This is a genomic window from Streptomyces sp. NBC_00078 (assembly GCF_026343335.1).
Classification (GTDB): Bacteria; Actinomycetota; Actinomycetes; order Streptomycetales; family Streptomycetaceae; genus Streptomyces.
Map to the genome: position 1 here is coordinate 1,015,707 of NZ_JAPELX010000001.1, position 23,752 is coordinate 1,039,458.

Here is a 23,752-nt window from a genome sequence, read left to right on the forward strand (position 1 = left end):
GGCATGACCGCACAGCGGCACGAGGCGCATCCGGCCGGCCCTGGCCGGGTGCTGCCCGACACCCAGCAAGGCATGCGCCGCCGCAATCTCGCCCGGGTGATGCACGCCGTCAGCGCCGAGGGACCGCTCTCCCGGGCCGCTGTCTCCTCGCGCATCGGGCTGACCCGGGCGGCGGTGTCGACGCTGGTCGACGAGCTCATACGCACCGGGTTGCTGGAGGAGCTGGGCCCGGAGCGGCCCGGGCGGGTGGGACGCCCCGGCTCGGCGCTCGCGGTCAGCGGACGCGGCCCCGCCGGCATCGGCGCCGAGATCGGCGTCGACCATCTCGCGGTCTGCGCTGTCGACCTGCGCGGCCAGGTGCGTTCGCGAGCCGTACGGCATCGCGCGAACCGTGGCCGCTCCCCGGAGCCGGTGATCGAGGAGCTGACCGGACTGGTGCGCCGGGTCGTCGCGGAGGCGGACCGCGAAGGCCTGTGGCCCGCGGGGCTCGCGCTGGCCGTGCCGGGACTGGTGGCGCGCGACGCCCGCACCGTCGTACGCGCCCCGAACCTCGACTGGCACGACACGGACGTCGGTGCGCTGCTGTCCACCGACATCCCGCTGACCGTCGACAACGAGGCCAACTTCGGTGCTCTCGCCGAACTCTGGCTCGGCGAGAGCACTCCCCGCGACTTCCTGCACGTGTCGGCGGAGATCGGCATCGGCGCGGCGGTCGTCGTGGCCGGGGGGCTGCTCCGCGGGACGCGTGGTTTCGCGGGCGAGCTGGGGCATGTGCCGGTGCAGCCGGAGGGGCCCGCGTGCCCGTGCGGCGGGCGCGGCTGTCTGGAGCAGTACGCCGGTGAGGAGGCGGTGCTGCGGGCCGCCGGTCTGGAACCGGGCGAGGACCGCGTCGGGCTGCTCGCGGGCCGGGCCGCCGAGGGCGACGAGGACGTACGGGGTGCGCTGCGCGTCGCCGGTACCGCGCTCGGCATCGCGCTGACCGGGGCGGTCAATCTGCTGGACCCCGAGAGCGTGGTGCTGGGCGGCGCGCTGGCCGGGCTCGCACCCTGGCTGCTTCCGTCGCTGGAGGCCGAGCTGGACCGGCGCACGGCGGGTCCGCCCTGTCCGGTATCCGTATCGCGGCTGGGCCCCGAGGGACCACTGCTGGGGGCGGCACACTCGGTGGTACGGGCGGTCCTGGACGATCCGGCGGCGGTTGCCGAAAGGGCCTGATCCCGACACCCGCCAGGCCGTACCGCGGAAGGGTCGGGCGCAGCCGCACGTTGTCGGCCCGACCGGCACCGTGTGCGCGCCTCACTCGGCCGAACCGGTTCCGCACCGACGCACCTCACGCGCTCTACGCTTTCGCCCGGCAGCGGCAGCGGCACCGGCCCGACCGCAGGAGCGCAACCGTTGCCCGGCAACGGCACCGTCACCACCCGAGGAGCGCAATCGTGTTCGACCCCTTCGACCCCGCACCGGAGCACCCGTATCCCGACAGCCACCGGCCCGACGCGGCTCCCGCACCGCACGCGCTGCTCGCGCCCGTGCTCGGTCTACTGGGCACCTGGCACGGCCGTGGTCAGGGCGGGTATCCGACGCTCGCCGGGGATTTCACGTACGCGCAGGAGGTCGCCTTCAGCCACGACGGCCGCCCCTTCCTCCGCTACGAGGCCCGGGCCTGGCTGCTCGACGCCGACGGCGCTCCGTTGCGTCCCGCGGCCCGGGAGAGCGGTTGGTGGCGGCTTCAGCCCGACGGCCGGGTGGAGGCACTGATCACCCAGCCCACCGGAATCGCGGAGATCGCGGTGGGCCGTGCGACGACGGACTCGGTGGACCTCTCCACCCATGAGGTGGCCCTGACCCCCACCGCCAAACAGGTCGACGCCACCAGTCGCCGCTACACCCTGACCGACGGCGACACACTCACGTTCGCCTTCGATCTCGCCGCGGTCGGCCGCCCGTTGCAGCACCATCTCTCGGCGAGGCTGCACCGCACCCGATAGGCCCGGCCGGCGCCGGCTTCACCCATGTGGGTGGCCAGGTTTTCCACATCTGCGGTGTCGTCCACCGAAGCACCTGGCGCCCCTCTGTCCAACTGGCAAGCGCCGTACCGTGAATCACGCGAGACGCACCCGTCGAGTCGGGCCGTGTCTTGGCATGTCGGCGTGGATTGAGGGGGATTCACATGTCGGGGGACGCGGCGGTAGGTCTCGGGCGCGACGCCATCAGGCTGCGCGAGGTCCTGTTCCAGAGCGTCACGGCCATGGCTCCGGCTGCCGCGGTCGCCGGCATCGCCGTACAGACCGTGGTGGCGGTCGGCGCCGTGCTGGGACTGGGGCTGGGCCATGACCCGGTGACCGCCTTCCTGCTCCTCGCCACGGTGATCGTCACGGTCGTGATCGGCGTCTGCATCGTGGTGAACCTCGCCTGCGCCGGCTATTTCCTGCGCCGCAGAAGGGAGTTGCTCAGACCGGTACGGCACCGGCTGCTGCCCCTGCTCGGCATCGCCGCGTTCGTATTCGCGCTGCTCACCGCGGCGGGCCTGTCCGTCTTCGGCTTCGTCACCGAGCTGACCGCCCCGGTGTCCTACGCCGGGCCGATCGTCGGAGTGTGGATGGCCGCCGGTGTCGTGGTGCTGCTGGTGCTGATGCGACGGCATCCCGAACGCATAGCCGAGACAGCCCGCGTCCGCCTCGACGACCTCTCCCCTACCGGCCCTTCGCAGAACGGAGCAGCGCGCCCATGAGCGACCCCCGGATCCTGACCGTCCGGCCCGAACCGGACGAGTACGCCTGGACCTTCGGCGGGGCACCCCCCGTGGCGCGCATCGCGCCCGGCACGGTCCTCGACGTGTACACGGAGGACTGCTTCGCCGGGCGGGTGCGGTCCGAGAAGGACCTGGTGTCCGAGGTGTGCGAGTTCCCCTTCCTCAATCCGCAGACCCGCCCCTTCCACGTCGTAGGCGCCGTACCGGGTGACACGGTCGCGGTGCACTTCGTGTCGGTCGAACCCGCGCGCGACTGGGCCGCGTCCACCACGGTCCCCCTGTTCGGCGCACTCACCTCCACGCACACCACGGCCACGCTGCAGCCGCCGCTGCCGGAGACCGTGTGGATCTGGCAGCTCGACCGGACCCGGCGCACGGCTCTGTTCCGGGCCCATGACAGCGACATCGAGGCCGAGCTGCCCATGGATCCGATGCACGGCACCGTGGGGGTGCCCCCTGCCAATCTCGAGGTCCGCTCGGCCCTGGTGCCGGACGCGCACGGCGGCAACATGGACACGCCCGAGATGCGGGCCGGCGTCACCTGCTACCTCGGGGTGAACGTGGAGGGCGCGCTGCTCAGCCTCGGCGACGGGCACGCCCGGCAGGGTGAGGGCGAGACCTGTGGGGTCGCCGTCGAGTGCGCGATGAACACCGTGGTGATCGTCGAATTGCTCAAGGGGCTCGCCACACCGTGGCCGCGCATCGAGTCGGACACGCACATCGTCTCGACTGGATCGGCACGCCCGTTGGAGGACGCGTTCCGAATATCCCAGCTCGACCTGGTGCAGTGGCTGGTACGCGACTACGGGTTCAGCGAGCTGGACGCGTACCAGTTCGCGTCGCAGGCGGTCGAGTCACCGTTGGCCAATGTGTGCGACACCAACTACACGTGCTTGGCCAAGATCCGCAAACAGTGGCTGCCCGCGCGCGAGACTCACCGTGGGGTGCACGCGCACCTGCGAGAGGTCGCGGCGGCCCTGCGGGGCTGAACCCCACCCGCTGATCGAGCTGAGCCACACCCGCTGACCGAAAGGCACGGCTTCATGGAACGGGCAAGACCGGGCACCACCAGGCGACGGTTCTTACAGGGTGCCGCCCTCGCTGCCGTCCCGTACTCGCTGCTTCCCGACCCGCGGGCCGGTGCGCAGGCCCAGGCGGTCGACTACCCGTCCGCCGAGTGGCTGCCGGCGACCACCTCCAACTACACGGTGTCGAACCGCCCCACGGCCTATCCCGTCGACCGCGTGATCATCCACGTCACACAGGAGACCTACCCCGACGCACTCTCCATCTTCCAGAACCCGCAGAAGCAGGTGTCCGCGCACTACCTGGTGCGCTCGGCCGACGGACATGTCGCGCAGTGCGTCCGGGAGGCCGACATCGCCTGGCATGCGGGCAACTGGGACTACAACACGCGCAGCATCGGCATCGAGCACGAGGGCTGGGTCGACCGGCCCGCCTACTTCACCGACGCACTGTACGAACAGTCGGCGAGCCTCACGGCGGCGATCTGCACCAGATTCGGCCTCCCGAAGGACCGGGCACACATCATCGGACACTACGAGGTGCCTGGCACGGACCACACCGACCCCGGGCCCAACTGGGACTGGACGCGCTACATCAGACTCGTCAACTTCGCCTAGTGGGAGCTGTCGGGTCGTAGAGACTCGGTGCCGTAGCCGCCAGCAGGTGAGCACTTTCATCGCCTGAAGCACGTGACTTCTGAGGTCAGACCGTGCCCCTGCTGGTCGGCCGGGAGGCCAGACCGTTGATGGGGTGGCGTGCCCGCCGGGCAGTGGGGCGTGAGCACTGGATCCATTAGGCCGCGTGCCGTGCCTTCCGCAGGCTGCCAGGAGCGAAGTACCGGACTGGGAGGACGAGTTGCTACTGATCGGCGATGACTGGGCCGAAGACCACCACGACGTCGAGATCCAGGACGAGGCAGGCCGGAAACTGGCCGCGGTGAGGCTGCCCGAGGGCGTGGAGGGGATCGCGAAGCTGCACGAGCTCCTCGCGAAGCACGGCGGCGAGGGCCTGGAAGCCGCCGGGGTGGTGGTCGGGATCGAGACCGACCGCGGTTCGTGGGTGCAGGCACTGATCGCTTCCGGCTACCAGGTCTACGCCATCAACCCCCGGCAGGTCGCCCGGTTCAAGGAGCGCTATGCCTCCTCCGGGGCCAAGAGCGACAAAGGCGACGCGCACGCGCTGGCGGACATGGTCCGCATCGACCGGGCCCAGCTGCGGCCGGTGGCCGGGGACAGCGAGCAGGCGCAGGCCGTCAAGGTCGTCGCCCGCGCTCACCAGACCCTGATCTGGGAACGCACCCGCACCTTCCAGCGGCTGCGCAGCACGCTGCGCGAGTACTTTCCCGCCGCGCTGAACGCCTACGCGGACCTCACCCTGACCAGCACGGACGCCCTGGAACTGCTGATCAAGGCTCCCAGCCCGCAGGCCGGGGCGAAGCTGACCCGCACCCAGATCACCGCTGTCCTGGCCCGCGCCCGACGGCACAACCGGGACGCGAAAGCAGCCACGATCGTCACCGCGCTGCGTGAACGGCAGCTCGGCCTGCCCGAGCCGGTCACGGCTGCCTACGCGGCCACCGCCACCGCCCACGCGAAGCTGCTGATCGCCCTGAACGAGCAGATAGCCGGCCTGGAAGGGCAGGTGAAGGCGCATTTTCTGAAGCACCCGGACGCTGAGATCTACCTCTCGATGCCCGGCATCGCGGAGATCACGGGCGCCCGGGTACTCGCCGAGTTCGGAGACGACCCCTCCCGCTACGCCGGCGCGAAGGCCCGCAAAAACTACGCCGGCACCAGCCCGATCACCCGGGCCTCCGGCAAGAGCCACACCGTCCAGGCCCGCTACGTCCGCAACAACCGCCTCGCCGACGCGTTGCAGACCCAGGCATTCTCGGCCCTGCGGGCCTCGCCCGGCGCCCGCCGCTACTACGACAGGCAACGCGCTCGCGAGGCCGGTTACAACCCGGCCCTGCGACAGGTAGGCAACCGCCTCGTCGGCGTTCTCCACGGATGCCTCAAGACCCGCACCCTCTACGACGAAGCGACCGCCTGGTCGCACCACGCCCACACCCCTGCCACTTGACCTCAAACGACATGGGGTGTCTGACCTCTCCTTCCCACCGCGCAGGCGGCACCGTCATTCGGGTGACCGTGGTCGCAACGGTTGTCCGTACGCGTACCCGGAGTGACGATGTCCCCAGCCGCATCGCCTTCCGGGGAGGCCGGGTTGACCGATCCTTGGGTGGCCCTCGAACCGGGGGCCGACCCTGCCGAGCACGCGCGGATGCTGCGTCGCGCGCACGAGATGTTCACCGAGGTGGGCACGGTGGCCCGGCCGGTGCGTTCGGTGGTGGCCGAGTCGTGGCGGCGTTCAGCGCGGGCCGGCGTGGGGCCCGACGGCACGGCGAGTGTGGAGCTCGCGGACGGTGACCTCGGCGCCTACCGGGCCGAGCATCCGTTGGCGCGGGTGATGCCGTTGTTCCGTGAGCTGATGGGGACGTTCGCCGCCGACGGGGAGCATCTGCTCGCGGTGTGCGACGCGCACGGCAGGCTGCTGTGGGTCGAAGGGCATCCGGCCACCCGCCGGAACGCGGGGCGGATGAACTTCGTGCCGGGTGCCCGGTGGGCGGAGACGGCGATGGGGACCAACGCGCCGGGGACCGCGGTCGCCGTCGACCGGCCCGTGCAGGTCTTCGCGGCCGAGCATTTCGCCCGGCGCGTGCAGCCGTGGACGTGCGCGGCGGCTCCGGTGCACGATCCGCGCACCGGGCGGGTGCTCGGTGCCGTGGACATCACCGGCGGGGACGGGCTCGCGCATCCGCACAGCCTGGGCTTCGTACAGGCCGTCGCCCGGGCCGCCGAGTCCCAGCTGGCGCTGCTCGTCCCTGAGCGGCCCGCCGCCGACACGCCCGAGCTGACGGCGCTGGGCCGCGACGAGGCGCAGCTTCTGTCCGGCGGGCGCAGGGTCAGGCTCAGCCGCCGGCACAGCGAGATCCTCGTGCTTCTCACACGTCACCCCGAGGGGCTGACCGGCGACGAGCTGCTGTGCGCGCTGTACGAGGACGAATCGGTGACGCCGGTGACGTTGCGCGCCGAACTGGCCAGGCTGCGCAGGGTGCTGGGTCCGGGTCTGCTGTCCTCGCGGCCCTACCGGCTGGCGGTTCCCGTCGAGTGCGATGTGGCTGTCGTGGAGCGGCGGCTGGAGAGCGGAGCGGTCACGGCGGCCGCGACGGCGTATGCAGGGCCGTTGCTGCCGGGTTCCCAGGCCCCGGCGGTGGTGCGGCTCAGGCACCGCCTCGCCGACGGCCTCCGTACGGCTCTGATCGCCCGGCGCGATCCCGACCTGTTGGCCGACTGGGCGCACACGCCGTGGGGCGAGGACGACCTCGACGTATGGCGGGCACTCGCCGCGGTCCGGCCGACGGCTGCGGTCCGGGCGCGCCTGACCGCGCTGGAGGACGAGTTGGCGGCACCGGCCGACCGGCCCGCCGCCACAGGCCGCCGGGGAGCCGCGCCGGCGTAGCGAGCGCGCGGGCCCGTCCCGGCATTCACGCAACGTAGTTGCAACGTCGCCGTCCCTAGCCTCCCGACGGGAGCTGCCCACGGCGGGCCGCTCTTCGAAGGAGGCAGGCCAGCATGACCCGTTACGCGGCGCCCGGCACCGAGGGCGCGATCGTCTCCTACCAGGCGCGCTACGACCACTTCATCGGCGGCGAGTACGTACCGCCGGCCCGCGGTCAGTACTTCGAGAACCCGTCGCCGGTGAACGGGCAGCCGTTCACGGAGATGGCGCGCGGTACGGCGGAGGACGTGGAGCGGGCGCTCGATGCGGCGCACGCGGCAGCTCCGGGCTGGGGCCGCACGTCGGTGACCGAGCGCTCCGACATCCTGCTGAAGATCGCCGACCGCATGGAGGCGAACCTCGAACCGCTCGCCGTCGCCGAGAGCTGGGAGAACGGCAAGCCGGTGCGTGAGACGCTGGCCGCGGACATCCCGCTCGCGATCGACCACTTCCGCTATTTCGCCGGCGCGATCCGCGCGCAGGAGGGTTCGCTCAGCGAGGTCGACGACGACACGGTGGCGTACCACTTCCACGAGCCGCTCGGCGTGGTCGCCCAGATCATCCCGTGGAACTTCCCGATCCTGATGGCGACTTGGAAGCTGGCTCCCGCCCTCGCCGCGGGCAACGCGGTCGTCATCAAGCCCGCCGAGCAGACCCCGGCCTCCATCCACTACTGGATGGGCCTCATCGCCGACCTGCTGCCGCCCGGCGTCGTGAACATCGTCAACGGCTTCGGAGTGGAGGCGGGCAAGCCGCTCGCGTCCAGTCCTCGGGTGGCGAAGGTGGCGTTCACGGGTGAGACCACGACGGGGCGGCTGATCATGCAGTACGCCTCCGAGAACATCAAGCCGGTCACGCTGGAACTCGGTGGCAAGTCGCCCAACATCTTCTTCGACGACGTATGGGCGAAGGACGACGACTTCCGTGACAAGGCCCTTGAGGGCTTCACCATGTTCGCGCTCAACCAGGGCGAGGTGTGCACCTGCCCGTCGCGGGCGATCGTCCAGCGCGGCAACTACGCCGAGTTCCTCCAGGCGGCGGTCGCCCGCACCGAGCTGATCAGGCCGGGCCACCCCCTGGACACCGACACGATGATCGGCGCCCAGGCCTCCAACGACCAGCTGGAGAAGATCCTCTCCTATCTGGACATCGGCAGGCAGGAGGGCGCGAAGATCCTCACGGGCGGCGAACGCATCGAGTACGACGGCGAGTTGAAGGGCGGCTACTACGTCCAGCCGACGATCTTCGAAGGCGGCAACCGCATGCGGATCTTCCAGGAGGAGATCTTCGGTCCGGTCGTCTCCGTGACGTCCTTCGACGACTTCGACGACGCCATCAAGATCGCCAACGACACGCTGTACGGCCTCGGCGCCGGTGTGTGGACGCGGGACATCAACACGGCGTACCGCGCGGGCCGGGCGATCCAGGCCGGCCGCGTCTGGACGAACTGCTACCACGCCTACCCGGCCCACGCGGCCTTCGGCGGCTACAAGCAGTCCGGAATCGGCCGCGAGACGCACAAGATGATGCTGGACCACTATCAGCAGACCAAGAACATTCTTTGTTCTTACAGCCCTCAGAAACTAGGGTTCTTCTAGAGCCGCAAGTCGGTTGCCTGGAGGCAGCGTTGTGCTCCAGGCAACCGGACACGGCAGGCGAAGGCGCATCGATGACGGGTCCTGCAACCCGCATCGCCATCGTCACCCAGTCCGCACCGGAGGTCAGTCGACTCGCTCCGGGTCCGCGGTGATCGTCGTTCCCGTGGTCACGTGTGCCTCGCCGGCCCAGGACGGCGGCTCGACGGACGGATCGACGGCGTCATCGCTTTCGGTGATGTCGCTGTTCTCCGGGAGGCCGCCGTTCACTGCGCCCGTCTTCTCGGTGGAGTCGTTGTTGCCGTCACTCTCCTTTTGCCGACTCTTCAAGGCGAGTTCCCTGGCCCTCTTCTCGGAGTGCAGCCTCATCTCGGCCTCTGTCCGGTTCTCGAACACTGTTGTCTCCATGTCAGTTCGTGGGGTCCGGTGCGCGCACGTGGCCCGCTGGGCCAGTTCGCCCTCGCTGCATCACCTTCGCCGCCGTCCTATGGACCTCCGATGGACGTCCGAAGGCGGCTGACCACCGGTCCCGCCCTCCGAGTCCTTGTGCGACACCGTGCTGCACCTCCACAGGTCCACCCGGAACGCGGTTACGGCGACCGCTGGACATTCCGCGGCTCACACACCCGTTTTGAAGTGATGACCGGGGACCCGATGGTTCTGTGACAGTGTCACAACATTGGCAGCCGCGACACCAGCCGTTGGGGAAAGCGGATCCGCGCCGAGTGCGATGGGATGTGGCCGAGGTCGAGTGCAGATGCTGCTGCTCGTCCAGATGCGGCAGAATCGCCGCGAACACTGGACGGCGTCCGACCCGACGCAGCAAGAGTCGGCCGACGGCTCCTCACCGAGTCGTCTCCGCGCACAGCTGACGGCTTCCAGTGGCTCTCGTTGTCGTCGCGGACCCACTTGCGCATCGTCTGGAGAGAGAGAACCGGGTTCCGGCCGACGTCCGTTCGCAATTCCGGAGGTCGCTCCAGTCGCGGATCAGGCCGATGCGGCCTCGGCTTCGAACTGGATGGCAGAGATCTCCCGGCGGGAGGAGATGCCGAGCTTCGAGAACACCTTGCGGAGGTGCCATTCGACGGTGTGCCGGCTGATGAACAACTGGGCACCGATCTCGGGGTTGGTGAGCCCTTTCCCGGCGAGCCGGGCGATCTGCGCCTCCTGCGAGGTGAGAGCCGTTGGGGTCGCGACCGCGTGGCTGCGAACCTTGGCCCCCGTGGCCTGCAACTCGCCTCGCGCGCGTTCGGCGAACGCCTGCGCCCCGAACCGGCTGAACATCTCGTGTGCGACGTCCAGTTGGGAACGGGCGTCGACGCGTCGGTCCTCGCGCCGCAACCACTCCCCGTACAGGAGATGCGCACGGGCTAGTTCCATGCGGACCCGAGTCCGGCCGAGCCGCTCGATCGACTCACGGTGGAGACGCTCCGCCGCTTCCCCCTCGCTGAGCAACGCCCGCGAGCGAGCTTCCACGCCCAGCGCCCAGTCCGTGCCGCTGGCTCGCGTCGCCTCCGAGAGCCGCTCCAGCGCGTCGGCGGCCGACGCGGGTGAACCACTCCGTACGGCCGCCTCGATCAGCTCGACCAGGCCCCATCGCGGCGAGGCGATCTCCCGCTGCTCGGCCGCTGCCTCCTGGGCCGCAGCCAGCGCCTGCGCATACTGGCCGAGCGCGTTGCAGAGCACCGCCTCGTACCAGCGTGTCATGGTGACAGTGGCCCCCTGGCCTCGCGGCACTGCCTCGCCCAGGGCCGCGTCGATCAACCTGCGGGTCTCACCCGCGCGACCACGCCAGACAGCCAGGCCGAGAGGGCCAAGACGTGCCGAGTTGCTGTTGCCGGTTGCCGCGCACACCGCTTCGGTCTCCTCGATCAGCGACTCGGCCGCCGCCAGCTCCCCGGCCATGAGGTGCACGAATGCGCGGGAGTCGAGTGCGTCGGGGAGCGCGCTCAGCGCTCCGGCCTCGCGGGTGACCCTCACATGACGCGTCGCGGCCACGTGCCAGCGCTCGTCGTCCCACAGATCCGAGGCGATGAAGGAGCCGAACCAGAGCCGCCGCAGCTGCTCGTGTACGGGGAGCCGCTCGTCGCAGAGCGCTTCGAGTGCCCGCTCCATCATCGGCGCCGAGGCCGGGTACCCCTCGGTGAATCGCACGGCGAGGGCATCCAGCACCATGTCGGACACCTGTGGCTGCGGTGCGGGCGGTGCCTCACGGGCAGCCTCGCCCACCTCCAGCAGTCCTGGGCCACGGGCCAGACGGCCGGCGAATATCGCCGCTTCGACGGCGTCCAGGTAGGTCCCACGAGCGAGTGCGACATCGTCGAGCCGGCCGAACCGGCGAGCGGCGGCGAGCAGCAGCTGCGGGGCCTCGCCGCCGCGGTTCTGGGCGAACGCGATCCCGGCGCGCAGCACCTCGATCCGCGCGCGGCCCAGTTCGTCGAGGGGTCCGGCCGCCGCCGTGGCGAGGAGGGTGACAGCAGGCTCGAACGCCCCGGCGTGGAGTTTCGCCTGTGCTGCGTCCACCGCGCGCTGTGCGCGTCGCGCGGGATCCTGGGTCAGCGCGGTCGCACGCTGGAGGAGCGCGGCTGCCGCGGCGATGCCGCCGCGTGCCTGGGCTCGGCCCGCGGAGTGCTCCAGTTCCGCGGCCACTGTCTCGTCGGGCCCCGAGGCGGCTTCGGCCAGGTGCCAGGCACGGCGGTCGGGGTCGAGCCGGGCATCGGTGGCGTCGGCCAGCGCCTTGTGCACCTCTCGGCGTTCGCTCGGGCCCGCCGCTCGATAGGCGGCCGAGCGCACCAGCGGGTGCCGGAACCGCACCCGGTTGCCGAGGGTGATCAGGTCCATCGCACCTTCGTGCGACGCGGCGGTGTCGGCGTCGATCCCGAGGCGCCCGGCCGCGTGCCTCAGCAGGGTCACGTCGCCCAGCGGTTCGGCGGCGGCGATGACCAGCAGGCGTCGGGTCTCGGCCGGAAGAGCCTGGACGCGGCGGAGGAACCCCTGCTCGATCTGGCTCGACAACGGCCATGCGTCCGGACGCTCGAAGTCTCCGTCCATCTCCGCCGCGGTCAACCCGCGCGGCAGCTCGAGCAGGGCCAGCGGGTTGCCGCGTGACTCGGCGACTATCCGGTCGCGCACTCGTTCGTCGAGCGGACCGGTGACGACCAAGTCGAGCAGGGTCCGGGAGTCGCGCTCGGTCAGTCCTGTGACGGACAGCTCGGGAAGGCTGCCGAGAGCATGGCCGGCACTGGGTTCACGGACGGCGAAGACGAGCACAACGGATTCTGCAAGCAGTCGGCGGGCCACGAACTCCAAGGTCAGCGCGGACGCCTTGTCCAGCCACTGCGCGTCGTCGACGAGGCAGATCAGCGGCTGGTCACCTCCGGCGTCCGCGATGAGACTCAGAGTGGCCAGACCCACGAGGAACCGGTCGGGCGCGGCACCGGCGCGTAGACCGAAGGCCGTGCCGAGCGCATCACGCTGAGGCTCGGGCAGCTGGTCGAGACCTGTGAGCAGAGGAGCGCAGAGCTGGTGCAGACCGGCGTAGGAGAGTTCCATCTCGGACTGGACGCCGGCCGCTCTGATGGTGCGGCATCCGGTCGCACGGGCGAGGAGATGTCTCAGCAGCTCGGTCTTGCCGATCCCGGGCTCACCGCGCAGGACCAGGACACCGCTGCGCCCGGCTCTGGCACCTGCCACGAGATCGTCGAGGGCCGCGCATTCGTTCTCCCTGCCGAGAAGCCCGGCCCGTGAACCGTGCCTCGCCATGGCAGCTCCCTTGTCAGGACTCTTCGCTCGGTATGGTAATCCGTCCGTTGATCGCCACGTCCATGATCGACCGTGATGAGTCGGCTCGCCTGCGAGCTCGCAGAACGACTCAGCGGGCGCGTGCGCCCTGTGTGACGGTGTCGGTCACCGCGGGCCCGGAGGCTTGGCCACGGATCACCGCAGGACGGCCATGAAGTCACCGACGTCTCGCAAGGGCATGGTCGGCCGTCGCCGGGCCGTCGCCGGGCCTGTGCAGCGGCCTGCGGTACGGCCCCGCGGCCACTGCGGCGTCCGCCAGGTCCGGTGCGAACAGCCAACGGCACCGAGCGGTAGTGCGGATCGGCCGGATCGAACGCGCGCGAAATTGTCGTACGCCGCGGCCGAACGGCCGTCGAAGAGTGCGAGCAGGCCCTCGACCGGCTGCGCCATCACCGCGGCGAAAGGCAGACCGGGGAACAGCCGGTGGGCGCGCAGCGTGTCACACCTGCGCCCCTCGCCTTGTCTTGCTAGGGAAGCAACTTTGATCGGATGGAGGCGTGACACGGTGTTGGACAACGAAGCAATGAGCGGGGCCGACGAGCACGGGGCCCAGGACGGGACCGGGCCCAGGATGCTGGCGGACGTCAAGCCGCCCTTCGTGCCGGAGGGTGCTTCGGCGATGACCGTGGTGGTCGAGTGGCCTCCGGGACACCCCGGAACGCCACCGCACCGGCACTCGGGGCCGTGTTTCGGCTACGTCACCGAAGGCGCCGTCAGGTGGGAACTCGAAGGCGAGCCGGAGCGGGTGATCAAGGCCGGTGAGACGTTCTGGGAGCCGGGCGGTGACGTGATCCACTACCAGAACGGAAACGCCCTGCCGGACACGCCGGCCAAGTACGTCGTCATCATGCTGTGCGCGCCCGGCCGGCCGATGCTCACGCTGGTCGACGAGGAGGATCTGGAGAAGCGGTCCCACCTGCGCGCCCCCCGGCCTTCCGCCGACTGAACCTCCGCCCGGAGACGAGGAGTTCGCCGCCCCAGTTCTCGAAGGGGGCCACTGTGGCCGGTATCGGGCCGGTGCCACGCGGCACGACCGAGGTGCCGGTAGCACGCGACCGGGAACCGGAGCTGCTTCGGTCGTACGTCGACCAGTTGCTCGGGCGCGGTGGGGTGCTGGTGCTGTCCGGGGAGCCGGGCGTCGGCAAGTCCGTGCTGCTGGATACCGCAGCAACGGCGGCCGGTGCGCTGGTCCTGCGCTCCGACGGGTCTGGTTCCTCGCGGATCTGAGCTTCGCCGGGCTGAACCACCTACTCGAACCCCTGCCGCACGAGTACGGCGGTCTCGGCCCGGTGCACCGCGAGGCCCTGACCGTGGCGCTGGGCGGGGGTGCCGGTTCCCCGGTGGATCGGCTTCGACGAACCCTCGCAGTGGTGCCCACCGGTACCGGGGAGTGCCACCTGGACATGGACGGAGCCTTCCACCAACTCCTGGGCGGCCCCGGTGAGTCGCTTCGGTAAAGGCCGTCCGAGCCGGACGGGCCGGCGCCGTACGAAGTCGCGGACCGACCCCGTCCTCGGCGCACAGACTCCCGCCCATCTCGAAGTACGGAAGGAGCGCGCCGAGGACGTCCGGGTGCGGATCGGCGACTGGATCACCCGGCTCGCCGGATCGGTGTGGTTCGTCTACGCAGGTGAAACGGACACCGGCGGGAACGCCGAGCGGGTGCCCACCGCCCCGGCCTGAGTCGCCGACGCATGTCACATCGGCCCGGCCTGCGCGGTCTACAGGGTGACGGACAACAAGCAGAGGCAGTCATGCGAGAGATTCTGATCGTCGGCGGCGGCTACGCGGGCTTCTACACCGCCTGGGGCCTGCAGAAGAAGCTGCGTCCCGGCGAGGCGCGAGTCACGGTCGTCGACCCGCGCCCGTACATGACCTATCAGCCCTTCCTGCCCGAGGTGGCGGCCGGTTCTGTGGAGGCACGTCACGCCGTCGTGTCACTACGGCGGCACCTGCGCGACACCCGGCTGATCTCGGGCACCGTGACCGGGATCAGCTACGCGGACCGTACGGTGACCGTCCGCCCGGCACGCGGCGACGCCTACGAGCTTCACTACGACATCCTCGTGGTCACAGCGGGCGCGGTGACCCGCACCTTCCCCATTCCCGGACTCGCGCAACAGGCCATCGGCCTCAAGCACGTGGAAGAGGCCGTGGCCATCCGTGACCGGCTGATGACCGCGTTCGACCAGGCCGCGTCGCTGCCGGCCGGCCCCGAGCGGCGAAAGCTGCTCACCGTCACGTTCGTGGGAGGTGGGTTCTCCGGTGTCGAGGGCTTCGGTGAACTGCTGTCGCTGGCAACCGCGATGCTCCGGTCCTATCCGGAACTGACCGTCGACGACCTGTTTTTCCACCTGGTCGAGGCCCGGGGTCGCATCCTGCCCGAGGTGAGCGACAGGCCGGGTGCCTGGGTGGTGCGCCACCTGGAACGCCGCGGCGCACATGTCCACCTGAACACGCAACTGCTGTCCGCCGAGGACGGCCACGTCGTCCTCTCCGACGGAACGGAGTACGACTGCGAGCTGATCGTCTGGGCCGCCGGCAACGCCGCGAACCCGGTCGTGCACAACCACACGGACCTGCCGCTCGACGAGCGCGGCCTGCTGCTGGCCCGCGCCGATCTACGCGTGGGCACCGACGCCGAACCCATACCGGACGTGTGGGCCGCCGGTGACGACGCGTCCGTCCCCGACCTGGCCTCGCCGGTGCCGGGCGCGCGCACGGTGCCCAACGCCCAGCACGCCGTGCGACAGGGCAGACGTCTCGCCAGGAACCTCGTGGCCGACCTGCGCGGGCGCCGAGTGAGGAACTACCGCCACGACAGCCTGGGCGTGGTGGCGACGCTGGGGCTGGGGCTGGGCATCTTCCAGTACAAGGGCGTCGTCATCAAGGGATTCCCGGCGTGGCTGATGCACCGGGGCTATCACGTGCTCGCGGTGCCCAGCTGGGAACGCAAGATCCGCGTTCTGGCCGTCTGGCTCACCGCGGCCCTGACAGGCCGGGATCTCGTGTCTCTCGCCTCCGTCCAGTACCCGCGGGACGCCTTCGTCGCGGGTGAGCGGACGCAGAACCCGAGTGCCGGCCGTGCGAAGGAAGGCAGCACACCATGACCATGTGGGGTTCTCGTTTCCATCGGGGGTACGCCGTGGCCGCACGAGAGGAGGCCGCACGCGGCCTGCCCGACATCGAGGGCTTCCTGTACCGGGAGGCTCACAGGGGAGCGACACTCCGCCGCGTCGCGGACTTCACCGCGCGCGTGGAGGGCCTCACCCCCGAGCAGAAGCGGGACATCGAGCAGTGGTACGTCGACGAACAGAAACACGTCGCCCACATGGTGACCGATCACATCGCCGAGCGCACCGACGCGCTGGAGGCGCAGCACCATGTCAGGATCCGGCATTGGCTGCGGGGAACACTCACCGGGATGGCGCTGATCACCCTGGCGATGATCGCGTGCGTCGTGGTGATCCTCAGCTCGTGGCGGTGACCGCCGTGGGCTGGGAACGCCCGGTGCGGTACAGGCCCCTGCCGGCGCGCTGGACGCGGGAGGAGGCGACGAGGCGGTCGAGTGTGCTGCGGATCGCGTTGATGCTTCCGCTGTCGGCGTCACGGCCGAGCGCCGCCGCGACGTCACGGGCCCGTACCTCGACGTCACCGACCGTGGCGAAGTACGCCAGGATCTGTTCGGTGAGCTTTCCGTACTGCTTGTCCCCGTCGGTGTCGGTCCGTGCGGAGCCGGGCGCGGTGTGCTCGGCCGTCCGAGGAGCGATGGCCGGCGTGACCAGCGCGCTCTCGAGGGCGCCGAGGGCCAGCTGTACCGAGCCGAGATGTGCCACGACTGCCGCCAACTCCCTTTCCAGCGCCTGCTTCTGGAACTGCAGCCGGGCCAGCTCCTCCTGAAGGCCCTCGGCGGTGACCTCGATGCTGTGTGCCGTACGGCTCGCGGAGACCATCGGTTCTCCCCTCCTCAACCTTTGTCGACATCATATGCAGTGCTTCGAGTGTCAGACAGAGCATCTCAGTGTCCCAGACAGTGGCATTTTGCCGGTCGGTGAAATCACATCGTCCATTTCTCTCCCAAGTGCCGGTCGGTCCCTTGAGGACGCTGTCGCCGTCTTCGTACACCACCGCGGGCGCCTCTTCGGGATCGCCTACCGCATCGTCGGGATCACGGTCGAGGCCGAGGACGTGGTCCAGGAGGTATGGCCGCGCCGGCCGAAGACCGCGGTCGCCTTCATGACCGCGGCCGCCTCGAAGCACGGCGTTCACCAGGTGCTGTGGGTGTTCACGCCGAGCAGGATCGCCGCCTTCCTCGATTCCCGTTCCCGCGTCGCGGCCACCCTTGGTCTCACTTGGGGCGGTGGTTCCAGGACCGCAGTTTGTCGGGGTTGAGCATGACCCAGACCTGGGCCACACGGTCGTCTGAGACGTCGAGACTGATGACGGCGGCGACCTGGCGGCCGTAGCGGGCGACGAGGCCCGTCCGGCCGTTGACGGAATGGGTGGTCAGGGTGGTGTGCGGGCTTCGGGCCAGGAGCGTCAAGAGGCTGTCGGCGACCGGCCGACAGCCGTGGACCGGTCCGGTCAGCGCCCGCACCTTGCCGCCCCCGTCGAAGAACGCCGTCGCGTCCGGGCACAGCAACGACGTGAGCAGTTTTCCGTCGTCGGTGACGCACGCCCTGCATACGGCGTGGGCGACGGCGTCATGCTGCTGCGGTGTCGTGGAGCGGGTGCGGCGCAGACGCAGCCACTGCCTGGCCCGTGCGGCGAGTTCGGCGAGTTCCGGCTCCGTACGGCCCACGATGTCGGCGACCGTGCCCGGGGCCATCCCGAAGGCACGGAACACGAACGCCGCGCGCTCGGCGGTCGACAGCGACTCCAGCGCGTTCAGCACGACCCGGCCGGCCTCCTCCTCCACCTCCGACGGCTGTGCCCCGTGCCCTTCCTCGTGGCCGGCCGCGCCCCGGCCGGGCTGGGCGAGGCTGTCCAGGCAGATCCCGCCCACGGTCTTCGCCAGCCAGGACCGGGGGACGGTCACCTGCCGGCGTGCCGCGTCGGACAGCCCGTACCACCGGTGGTACGCCTCGTCGACGACGCTTTCCGCCGCGCCGGCGTCGCCCAGCATCCAGTGGGCGACATCGAGCAGGAACCGGCGCTCCTCCCACAGCTCGTCGATCGGCACCGCATCGCTCCGGTTCACAGGGCATCCTCGCTCTCGCTCGCGCTGCCCCGCACGCGGCAGGGCGTCGGCTCAACCCGTAAGACCGGTTACTCCCCGACGGTGTGACACGGGCTCGTCGCGGCCGCATGTCACACCTGCGGCGGCTGCCCGGTCTTAATGGACAACACCGCACTTCTCTTCCCTTGACTGCTGAACGAGGTGACCATGCCGTGGAATGGCGTGAACGGGCAGCTTGCCTGCGCGTAGATCCCGAGCTTTTCTTCCCTATATCCAACAGCGGTCCCACCCTTCGGCAGATCGACGAGGCGAAGGCCGTTTGCGGCGGTTGTCCCGTCGCAGAACAGTGCCTCGACTGGGCCTTGCGGGTGGGAGTCGTGGACGGTATCTGGGGCGGCACAACGGAAACCGAGCGCCGAGTGATACGAGGAATCAAGACCCGGGCGGCAGTGCAATGAACAAGGGGGGAAGAGTCGCCGAATGGGCCGATGGGCGATTGGGCGTCGGCCGAATGGTCAGAGGAAGAGCGCGACGGGCGTTTCCGGACCACTGGACCTTCATGCTGGGGGAAATCTGTCTCTACAGTCTCGTCGTTCTCATCGTCACGGGCGTGTACCTGACCTTCTACTTCCACCCGTCGATGAAGGAGGTGCAGTACAACGGGAGTTACGCACCTCTACACGGTCAGATGGTGTCGGAGGCTTTCGACTCGACCATGCACATATCCTTCGACGTCCGCGGCGGTCTGCTGATCCGGCAAGCCCATCACTGGGCGGCGTTGGTCTTCGTCGCCTCCATACTTGCCCACATGATGCGGGTGTTCTTCACGGGCGCCTTCCGCAAACCGCGCGAACTCAACTGGCTGATCGGATTCCTGCTGCTGGTCCTCGCCATGTTCGCCGGGCTGACGGGATACGACCTCCCGGACGACCTGCTTTCCGGTACCGGCCTCGCCGTGGTGAACGGAACGATCCTGTCCATTCCGATCGTCGGAACGTACCTGTCGATGTTCCTGTTCGGAGGCGAGTTCCCCGGCAGCGAGCTGGTGGCGCGCTTCAACACCATCCATGTGCTGGTCATACCCGGCCTCATGGTGGGACTGCTGACCGCCCATCTGGCCCTGATGCTGTACCACGGACACACCCAGTACCCGGGCCGCGGACGCACCAACAGCAATGTCGTGGGCGTGCCGGCCAAGGTACGCGTCGTCAAGTCCTGGGGGTATTTCCTGCTGGTGAGCGGTGCCATATTCGTCATGGCCTCGGTCGCCCAGATCAACCCCGTCTGGCAGTACGGGCCTTACCGTGCCGACCAGGTTTCCGCCGGGTCGCAGCCCGACTGGTACATGGGCGTGGCGGACGGACTGCTTCGGGTGACACCGGGCTGGGAAGTCAGCTTCCGGGGTCATACCCTGGCGCTCGACAACCTGATTCCGTTGTCGGTGGGGGTTGGCCTTTTCCTCGCCCTGGGCGCGTATCCGTTCATCGAGTCGTGGGCGACCCGTGACGCCCGCGAGCACAACCTTCTGGACCGGCCACGTAACCGTCCCGTGCGAACGGCACTCGGCGTCGCATGGCTCAGCTTCTATCTGGTTTCCCTGATCGGGGCCGCGAACGACATCATCGCGATCCGTTTCCATGTTCCGGTCGAGTCCGTGACGTGGGCGGTCCGCATCGGTCTCTTCGTGGTGCCTTTCGCAGCCTATGTTCTGACCAAACGAATGGCACTCGGCCTTCAACGCAGCGACCGCGACAAAGTGCTGCACGGACGTGAGACCGGCATCATCAAGCGCATGCCCGACGGAGAATTCATCGAGGTGCACGAGTCGCTACGCCAAGCACAACTCCACGTGCTCACCCAGCACGAGCAGTACAGGCCGATCGGTCCCGGTGTCCGCCTTTCACAGCAACTGCGTTCACGGATCAGCGAGATCCTTTACGGAGAAGGCGCGCAGATCACCAAGCCGACCGTGCAGGAATACCAGGCGCTGCACAAGGGTCGCACCGACGACCATGCCTAGTACTACAGCCTAGGCGGACGCCGCCTCGCCTGCGAGCCGTATGGTGCGGATCTCCTTGCGGGAGGTGATGCCGAGCTTCGAGAACACCTTGCGCAGATGCCATTCCACCGTGTGGGGGCTGATGAACAGCTGGGCGCCGACCTCGGAATTCGTGAGACCGTCCCGGACCAGGCGGGCGATCTGCTCCTCCTGAGGGGTGAGAGCTACGTGTGCCGCGGCGGGATGCTTGCGGACCCTCGCTCCCGTCGCCTGGAGTTCGCGGCGCGCCCGCTCGGCGAAGGCCCCGGCTCCGATGTGACTGAGCATGTCGTGCGCGATGCCCAGTTGAGCCCGGGCGTCGGCTCGGCGGTTCTCGCGGCGCAGCCATTCCCCGTACAGCAGGTGGGTCCGAGCGAGGTCCATCCGTACGCCCGCTCCACCGAGCCGCTCGATCGCCTCGCGGTACAGGACATCGGCGACCTGCCCCTCACTCACCTGAGCACGGACTCCGGCCGAGGTGCCGAGAGCCCACTCGGTACCGCCGGCCTGCGCCATGTCGACGATTCTGCGCACCGCCGCGGCCGCGTCCATGGGTCTGCCCAGTCGTACGGAAGCCTCGACCAGCTCAACCGTGGACTGGAGGGAGAGACCGAGTTCCTGCGGATTCTCGCAACCCCGCAGAGCGGCCGTATACGCCTCCGCGTACCTGCCGAGGCCGTTGTAGAGCACTGCCGCAGCCCACTGCGTGGCTGTCTCCACCTTGCCTTCCCCGCGCAGGAGGACATCGTGGGTGACCGCTGCGATCGCCTGCCGGGTCGCGGCCTCCCCGCCCTTCCAGGGCTCGACGACCAGCGCGCTGTAGTGGGCGAAGAAACTGCTGCCGGTCACCTCTCCGATCGTCGTCGCCTCCGCGACCAGAGAGCCGGCACCGGCGAGATCACCGGCGAAGACCCGGTTCGACAGACGAAGCAGGAGCGCGGACGGCAGCACCGACAGGGCTCCCGTCTCCCGTGCGAGGTCGACCAGTCGCGCCGAGAGCACGGACCAGCTCTCGAAGTCCCAGATGCTGTGGGCAAGGCGGCATGCGAGAGGGAGCCAACCGAGCCCTTCTTTCGGCGAGATCCCGTCGGCGCGGAACGCGGCCAGAGCCTGGAGCAGCATCGGCGTCCCCGCGGCGTGACCCTCGGTGGTCAGCAGTGCCTGGCCGTCCAGAAGGAGATCGTCGCGTGTCGGCTCGGCGGGCCTGGGCGTCGCGAGAATGGCCTGGGCCACTTCGACGATCCCCTCGCCCTGTGGCAGCCGGCCGGCGGTGAGGGCCGCGTAGATCGCGTCCCGGTACGTCTCACGGGCGAGCCCGGCATCGAGCGGCTCCAGTCGTCTGGCCGCTTCGAGCAGCAGCGGCAGGCCGGCACCGGCGCTGCTGGAGGCGGTCATGATCCGACCGCGCAGCAGCGTCGACCGTGCGGCTCCGAGGCCGTCGAGGGGACCCAGCTCGGCCGCGCCCGCCAGTTCCCGCGCGGCGTCGAACGCGCCGGCCTGGTATTTGGCGTGTGCAGCCGCCAGCGCCCTGGCTCCACGGCGCCTGGGGTCGGGCGTCAGCTGTGCGGCCCGGTCGAGGAAGGCCGCCGCCGCGGCGACTCCGCCACGTGCCTGCGCACGGTCCGCCGAACGCTCCAGCTCGGCGGCCACCGCCTCGTCGGGTCTCACCGTCGCACGCGCCTTGTGCCACGCCCGACGGTCCGGATCGAGCCGGGGGTCGGTCTCGTCCGCCAGAGCTCTGTGCACCTCGCGCAGGTCGTCCGGGCCTGCCGCGCGATAGGCCGCCGAACGCACCAGCGGGTGGCGGAAGCGCGCCCAGGCACCGAGGGTGATCAGTCCCGACGCCTCGGCATCCGTCGCGGCCGCGTCCACGGCGATTCCCAGCCGCTCGGCCGCCCGCCTGAGCAGCGTCACATCGCCGACGGGCTCGGCGGCGGCGACGAACAGCAGGCGTTGCGTCTCGGCGGGCAGCGCCTGGACGCGGCGGAGGAAGTCCTGCTCCAACCGGTTGGACACGGGCCCCACGCCGGGGCGCCCGGATTCGCCGGCGGGGTCCAACGTGGTGAGCGCGTGCGGCAGTTCGAGCAGGGCAAGTGGATTGCCGCGGGTCTCCGCGACGATGCGGTCACGCACTCTGCGGTCGAGCGGGCCGGTGACGACCGAGGCGAGGAGTTTTCGGGAGTCGTTCTCGAACAGCCCGGTCACGGGTAGTTCGGGGAGGCCGGTGAACATCTCACCGGTGGTCGGCTCGCGCACGGCGACGGCGAGCACGACCGATTCCGCGAGCAGTCTGCGGGCGACGAACTCCAAGGTCTGTGCCGAGACCCTGTCCAGCCACTGCGCGTCGTCGACGACGCAGACCAGCGGCTCGCTCGCCCCGGCCTCCGAGAGAAGGCTCAGCGTGGCCAGACCCACCAGGAACCGGTCGGGCGCGGCGCCGCCGTGCATGCCGAACGCCGTGCGCAAAGCGTCGCGTTGAGGCTCCGGCAGGTTGTCGAGTCCCGAGAGCAGTGGCGCGCAGAGCTGGTGCAGGCCGGCGTAGGAAAGCTCCATCTCGGACTGCACTCCGACAGCGCTGACCGTACGGAATCCGCTGGCGCGCCCCTGCAAGTACTTCAGCAGCTCGGTCTTCCCGATCCCCGCCTCACCTCGCAGGACCAGGACCCCGCTGCGCCCGTCCCTGGCGCCCGCCAGCAGGTCGTCGAGGGCCCGCCGCTCGTCCCGCCTGTCAAGGAGTCCGGCTCCGGAACCGCGGCTGGTCATGGCAGTCTCCCAGGTCAGATCCTCCCGGCGGCGCGTCGGCCGGTGCATCGGCGGATCACTGCAGCCGTGGTGCGGCCGAGGCGAGCCGCGCCCATCGTAAACGGCTGCGAAAGCGGAGAACTTCCCACTTTGGGTGAACGTGGTGGCTTGAGTGCCCTCCGGAACGACGGTCCGGACAGGTCGGCCACGGACCTGCCACGGCACGACCACGCAGTCCCCTACGGCCTTCCAAGGGCGCGCCCGGCTGCCCTCAGGAGCGACATTGATGCCGGCTGCCCTTCGAGCTGCTGACCCACTGAGCAGAGGAGCCGGACGTGGACACACATCTGACCGAGAGCTGGCAGAGCCGGGGGACGACGGGCGCGTCCGTCATCGCGCTGGACGACGCGACCTGGGTGTTCGTGCGGGCCAGGCCCGGGCTGCTCACCCTCGCCAGGCAAATCGTCGGGAACGCGCACGACGCAGAGGACGTCATCCAGGAGACGTGGCTGCGGTGGCAGGGGGCCGACCGCACGGCTGTCACCAACCCGTCGGCACTGCTCAGGACGACCACCGTCCGGCTGGCCATCAACGTCGTCCAGTCCGCCTGGAAGCGCCGGGAGTCCTGTGCCGGCCCCTCGCTGCCGGAGCCGATGGACCACCACGCGGGTCCCGAAGCGGTGGCCGAGCGTCAGGACGCCATGGAGCGAGCGGTTCTCCTGCTGATGGAGACCCTGACTCCGAGGCAACGTGCCGCGTACGTCCTCAGGGAGGGGTTCGGCTACCCGTACGACCGGATCGCTGAGATCTTGCGCCTCAGCGTCGTCAACACGAGGCAGCAGGTCGTCCGCGCCCAGCGGCGTCTCACCGGGGACCACCGCACGCAACCGGTCGACTCCGTCGCGCACCGGCGTCTCGTTCAGGCGCTCTTCTCGGCAGCCCAGAGCGGTGACCTCGGGCACCTGGAAAGGGTGCTGTCCACCGATGCGAGTGGCCGGTGATGACCGCTGCGGCAGGCGTCGGCGGGGCTGACGGACCAGGATCGCGTCGACGACGACGTG

At 69.8% G+C, this 23,752-nt stretch carries 23 protein-coding genes; 17 read left to right on the forward strand and 6 right to left on the reverse strand.

Annotated features, from left to right (window positions below; genetic code table 11):
* The first annotated feature begins 3 nt into the window (after positions 1–3).
* The 8 genes from OOK07_RS04690 (at position 4) to exaC (ending at position 8,934) form a co-directional block, all read left to right on the forward strand.
* Positions 4–1,212: an ROK family transcriptional regulator gene (locus OOK07_RS04690; protein ID WP_266677215.1), complete on the forward strand. Its 1,209-nt coding sequence runs from the start codon at positions 4–6 to the stop codon at positions 1,210–1,212.
* 221 nt (positions 1,213–1,433) lie between these two features.
* A complete protein-coding gene (locus OOK07_RS04695; protein WP_266795137.1) occupies positions 1,434–1,985 on the forward strand; it encodes a heme-binding beta-barrel domain-containing protein in 552 nt (183 codons plus the stop codon).
* A 182-nt stretch (positions 1,986–2,167) separates the two neighbouring features.
* Positions 2,168–2,728: a hypothetical protein gene (locus OOK07_RS04700; RefSeq protein ID WP_266795139.1), complete on the forward strand. Its 561-nt coding sequence runs from the start codon at positions 2,168–2,170 to the stop codon at positions 2,726–2,728.
* On the forward strand, positions 2,725–3,738 hold the full coding sequence (locus OOK07_RS04705; protein WP_266795140.1) for an acetamidase/formamidase family protein: 1,014 nt from the start codon (positions 2,725–2,727) through the stop codon (positions 3,736–3,738). The genes OOK07_RS04700 and OOK07_RS04705 overlap by 4 nt, the downstream gene beginning before the upstream one ends.
* Positions 3,739–3,792: 54 nt before the next feature.
* Positions 3,793–4,392, forward strand: coding sequence for an N-acetylmuramoyl-L-alanine amidase (locus OOK07_RS04710; RefSeq protein ID WP_266795142.1), 600 nt, complete (start codon positions 3,793–3,795; stop codon positions 4,390–4,392).
* 238 nt (positions 4,393–4,630) lie between these two features.
* A complete protein-coding gene (locus OOK07_RS04715) occupies positions 4,631–5,857 on the forward strand; it encodes an IS110 family RNA-guided transposase (RefSeq protein ID WP_266801892.1) in 1,227 nt (408 codons plus the stop codon).
* Positions 5,858–6,001: 144 nt separating this feature from the next.
* Entirely contained in the window at positions 6,002–7,297 is a 1,296-nt protein-coding gene (locus OOK07_RS04720; RefSeq protein ID WP_266795144.1) for a GAF domain-containing protein, read from the forward strand.
* 113 nt (positions 7,298–7,410) lie between these two features.
* Positions 7,411–8,934 carry an acetaldehyde dehydrogenase ExaC gene (gene exaC / locus OOK07_RS04725; protein ID WP_266677229.1) on the forward strand — a complete coding sequence of 508 codons (1,524 nt, stop codon included), beginning with the start codon at positions 7,411–7,413 and terminating at the stop codon, positions 8,932–8,934.
* A gap of 123 nt (positions 8,935–9,057) precedes the next feature.
* On the opposite strand, the gene OOK07_RS04730 is transcribed toward exaC, so the two are convergent.
* On the reverse strand, positions 9,058–9,261 hold the full coding sequence (locus OOK07_RS04730) for a hypothetical protein (protein WP_266795145.1): 204 nt from the start codon (positions 9,259–9,261) through the stop codon (positions 9,058–9,060).
* A 657-nt stretch (positions 9,262–9,918) separates the two neighbouring features.
* Positions 9,919–12,693 (reverse strand): helix-turn-helix transcriptional regulator, encoded by a 2,775-nt coding sequence (locus OOK07_RS04735; protein ID WP_266795147.1) that lies wholly within the window; start codon positions 12,691–12,693, stop codon positions 9,919–9,921.
* A gap of 562 nt (positions 12,694–13,255) precedes the next feature.
* Here OOK07_RS04735 and OOK07_RS04740 point away from each other — a divergent pair.
* Positions 13,256–13,678, forward strand: coding sequence for a cupin domain-containing protein (locus OOK07_RS04740; RefSeq protein ID WP_405673901.1), 423 nt, complete (start codon positions 13,256–13,258; stop codon positions 13,676–13,678).
* A 53-nt stretch (positions 13,679–13,731) separates the two neighbouring features.
* Positions 13,732–13,959 (forward strand): AAA family ATPase, encoded by a 228-nt coding sequence (locus OOK07_RS04745; RefSeq protein WP_266795149.1) that lies wholly within the window; start codon positions 13,732–13,734, stop codon positions 13,957–13,959.
* A gap of 20 nt (positions 13,960–13,979) precedes the next feature.
* Here the strand turns inward: OOK07_RS04745 and OOK07_RS04750 are convergent, their stop codons facing one another.
* Positions 13,980–14,153 carry a hypothetical protein gene (locus OOK07_RS04750; protein ID WP_266795150.1) on the reverse strand — a complete coding sequence of 58 codons (174 nt, stop codon included), beginning with the start codon at positions 14,151–14,153 and terminating at the stop codon, positions 13,980–13,982.
* A gap of 19 nt (positions 14,154–14,172) precedes the next feature.
* Between OOK07_RS04750 and OOK07_RS04755 the strand changes: the two genes are divergently transcribed.
* The 3 genes from OOK07_RS04755 to OOK07_RS04765 all read left to right on the forward strand — a co-directional run bounded on the left by OOK07_RS04755 (position 14,173) and on the right by OOK07_RS04765 (position 16,219).
* Entirely contained in the window at positions 14,173–14,415 is a 243-nt protein-coding gene (locus tag OOK07_RS04755; protein WP_266795152.1) for a hypothetical protein, read from the forward strand.
* A gap of 71 nt (positions 14,416–14,486) precedes the next feature.
* A complete protein-coding gene (locus OOK07_RS04760) occupies positions 14,487–15,842 on the forward strand; it encodes an NAD(P)/FAD-dependent oxidoreductase (RefSeq protein ID WP_266795153.1) in 1,356 nt (451 codons plus the stop codon).
* 35 nt (positions 15,843–15,877) lie between these two features.
* Positions 15,878–16,219 (forward strand): hypothetical protein, encoded by a 342-nt coding sequence (locus OOK07_RS04765; RefSeq protein ID WP_266677243.1) that lies wholly within the window; start codon positions 15,878–15,880, stop codon positions 16,217–16,219.
* Here the strand turns inward: OOK07_RS04765 and OOK07_RS04770 are convergent.
* Positions 16,203–16,685: a hypothetical protein gene (locus OOK07_RS04770; RefSeq protein WP_266795156.1), complete on the reverse strand. Its 483-nt coding sequence runs from the start codon at positions 16,683–16,685 to the stop codon at positions 16,203–16,205. The genes OOK07_RS04765 and OOK07_RS04770 overlap by 17 nt on opposite strands.
* Positions 16,686–16,719: 34 nt before the next feature.
* On the opposite strand from OOK07_RS04770, the gene OOK07_RS43615 reads away from it, so the two are divergent.
* Positions 16,720–17,124: a sigma factor gene (locus OOK07_RS43615; protein WP_524540310.1), complete on the forward strand. Its 405-nt coding sequence runs from the start codon at positions 16,720–16,722 to the stop codon at positions 17,122–17,124.
* Here OOK07_RS43615 and OOK07_RS04780 read toward each other — a convergent pair.
* Positions 17,081–17,932, reverse strand: coding sequence for a sigma-70 family RNA polymerase sigma factor family protein (locus OOK07_RS04780; protein ID WP_266795158.1), 852 nt, complete (start codon positions 17,930–17,932; stop codon positions 17,081–17,083). The two genes, OOK07_RS43615 and OOK07_RS04780, sit on opposite strands and share 44 nt — an antisense overlap.
* 107 nt (positions 17,933–18,039) lie before the next feature.
* Here OOK07_RS04780 and OOK07_RS04785 point away from each other — a divergent pair, with 107 nt between their 5' ends.
* Positions 18,040–18,369 (forward strand): WhiB family transcriptional regulator, encoded by a 330-nt coding sequence (locus tag OOK07_RS04785; RefSeq protein WP_405672961.1) that lies wholly within the window; start codon positions 18,040–18,042, stop codon positions 18,367–18,369.
* A complete protein-coding gene (qcrB, locus tag OOK07_RS04790; RefSeq protein ID WP_266795159.1) occupies positions 18,366–19,931 on the forward strand; it encodes a cytochrome bc1 complex cytochrome b subunit in 1,566 nt (521 codons plus the stop codon). Before OOK07_RS04785 ends, qcrB begins: the two co-directional genes overlap by 4 nt.
* Before the next feature lie 9 nt (positions 19,932–19,940).
* Here qcrB and OOK07_RS04795 read toward each other — a convergent pair whose 3' ends face one another.
* The gene (locus tag OOK07_RS04795) at positions 19,941–22,712 is read right to left on the reverse strand and encodes a helix-turn-helix transcriptional regulator (protein ID WP_266795161.1); all 2,772 of its coding nucleotides are present in this window, start codon (positions 22,710–22,712) and stop codon (positions 19,941–19,943) included.
* Positions 22,713–23,026: 314 nt separating this feature from the next.
* Between OOK07_RS04795 and OOK07_RS04800 the strand changes: the two genes are divergently transcribed.
* Positions 23,027–23,692: a sigma-70 family RNA polymerase sigma factor gene (locus OOK07_RS04800; protein WP_266677255.1), complete on the forward strand. Its 666-nt coding sequence runs from the start codon at positions 23,027–23,029 to the stop codon at positions 23,690–23,692.
* The last annotated feature ends 60 nt before the right edge of the window (positions 23,693–23,752 follow it).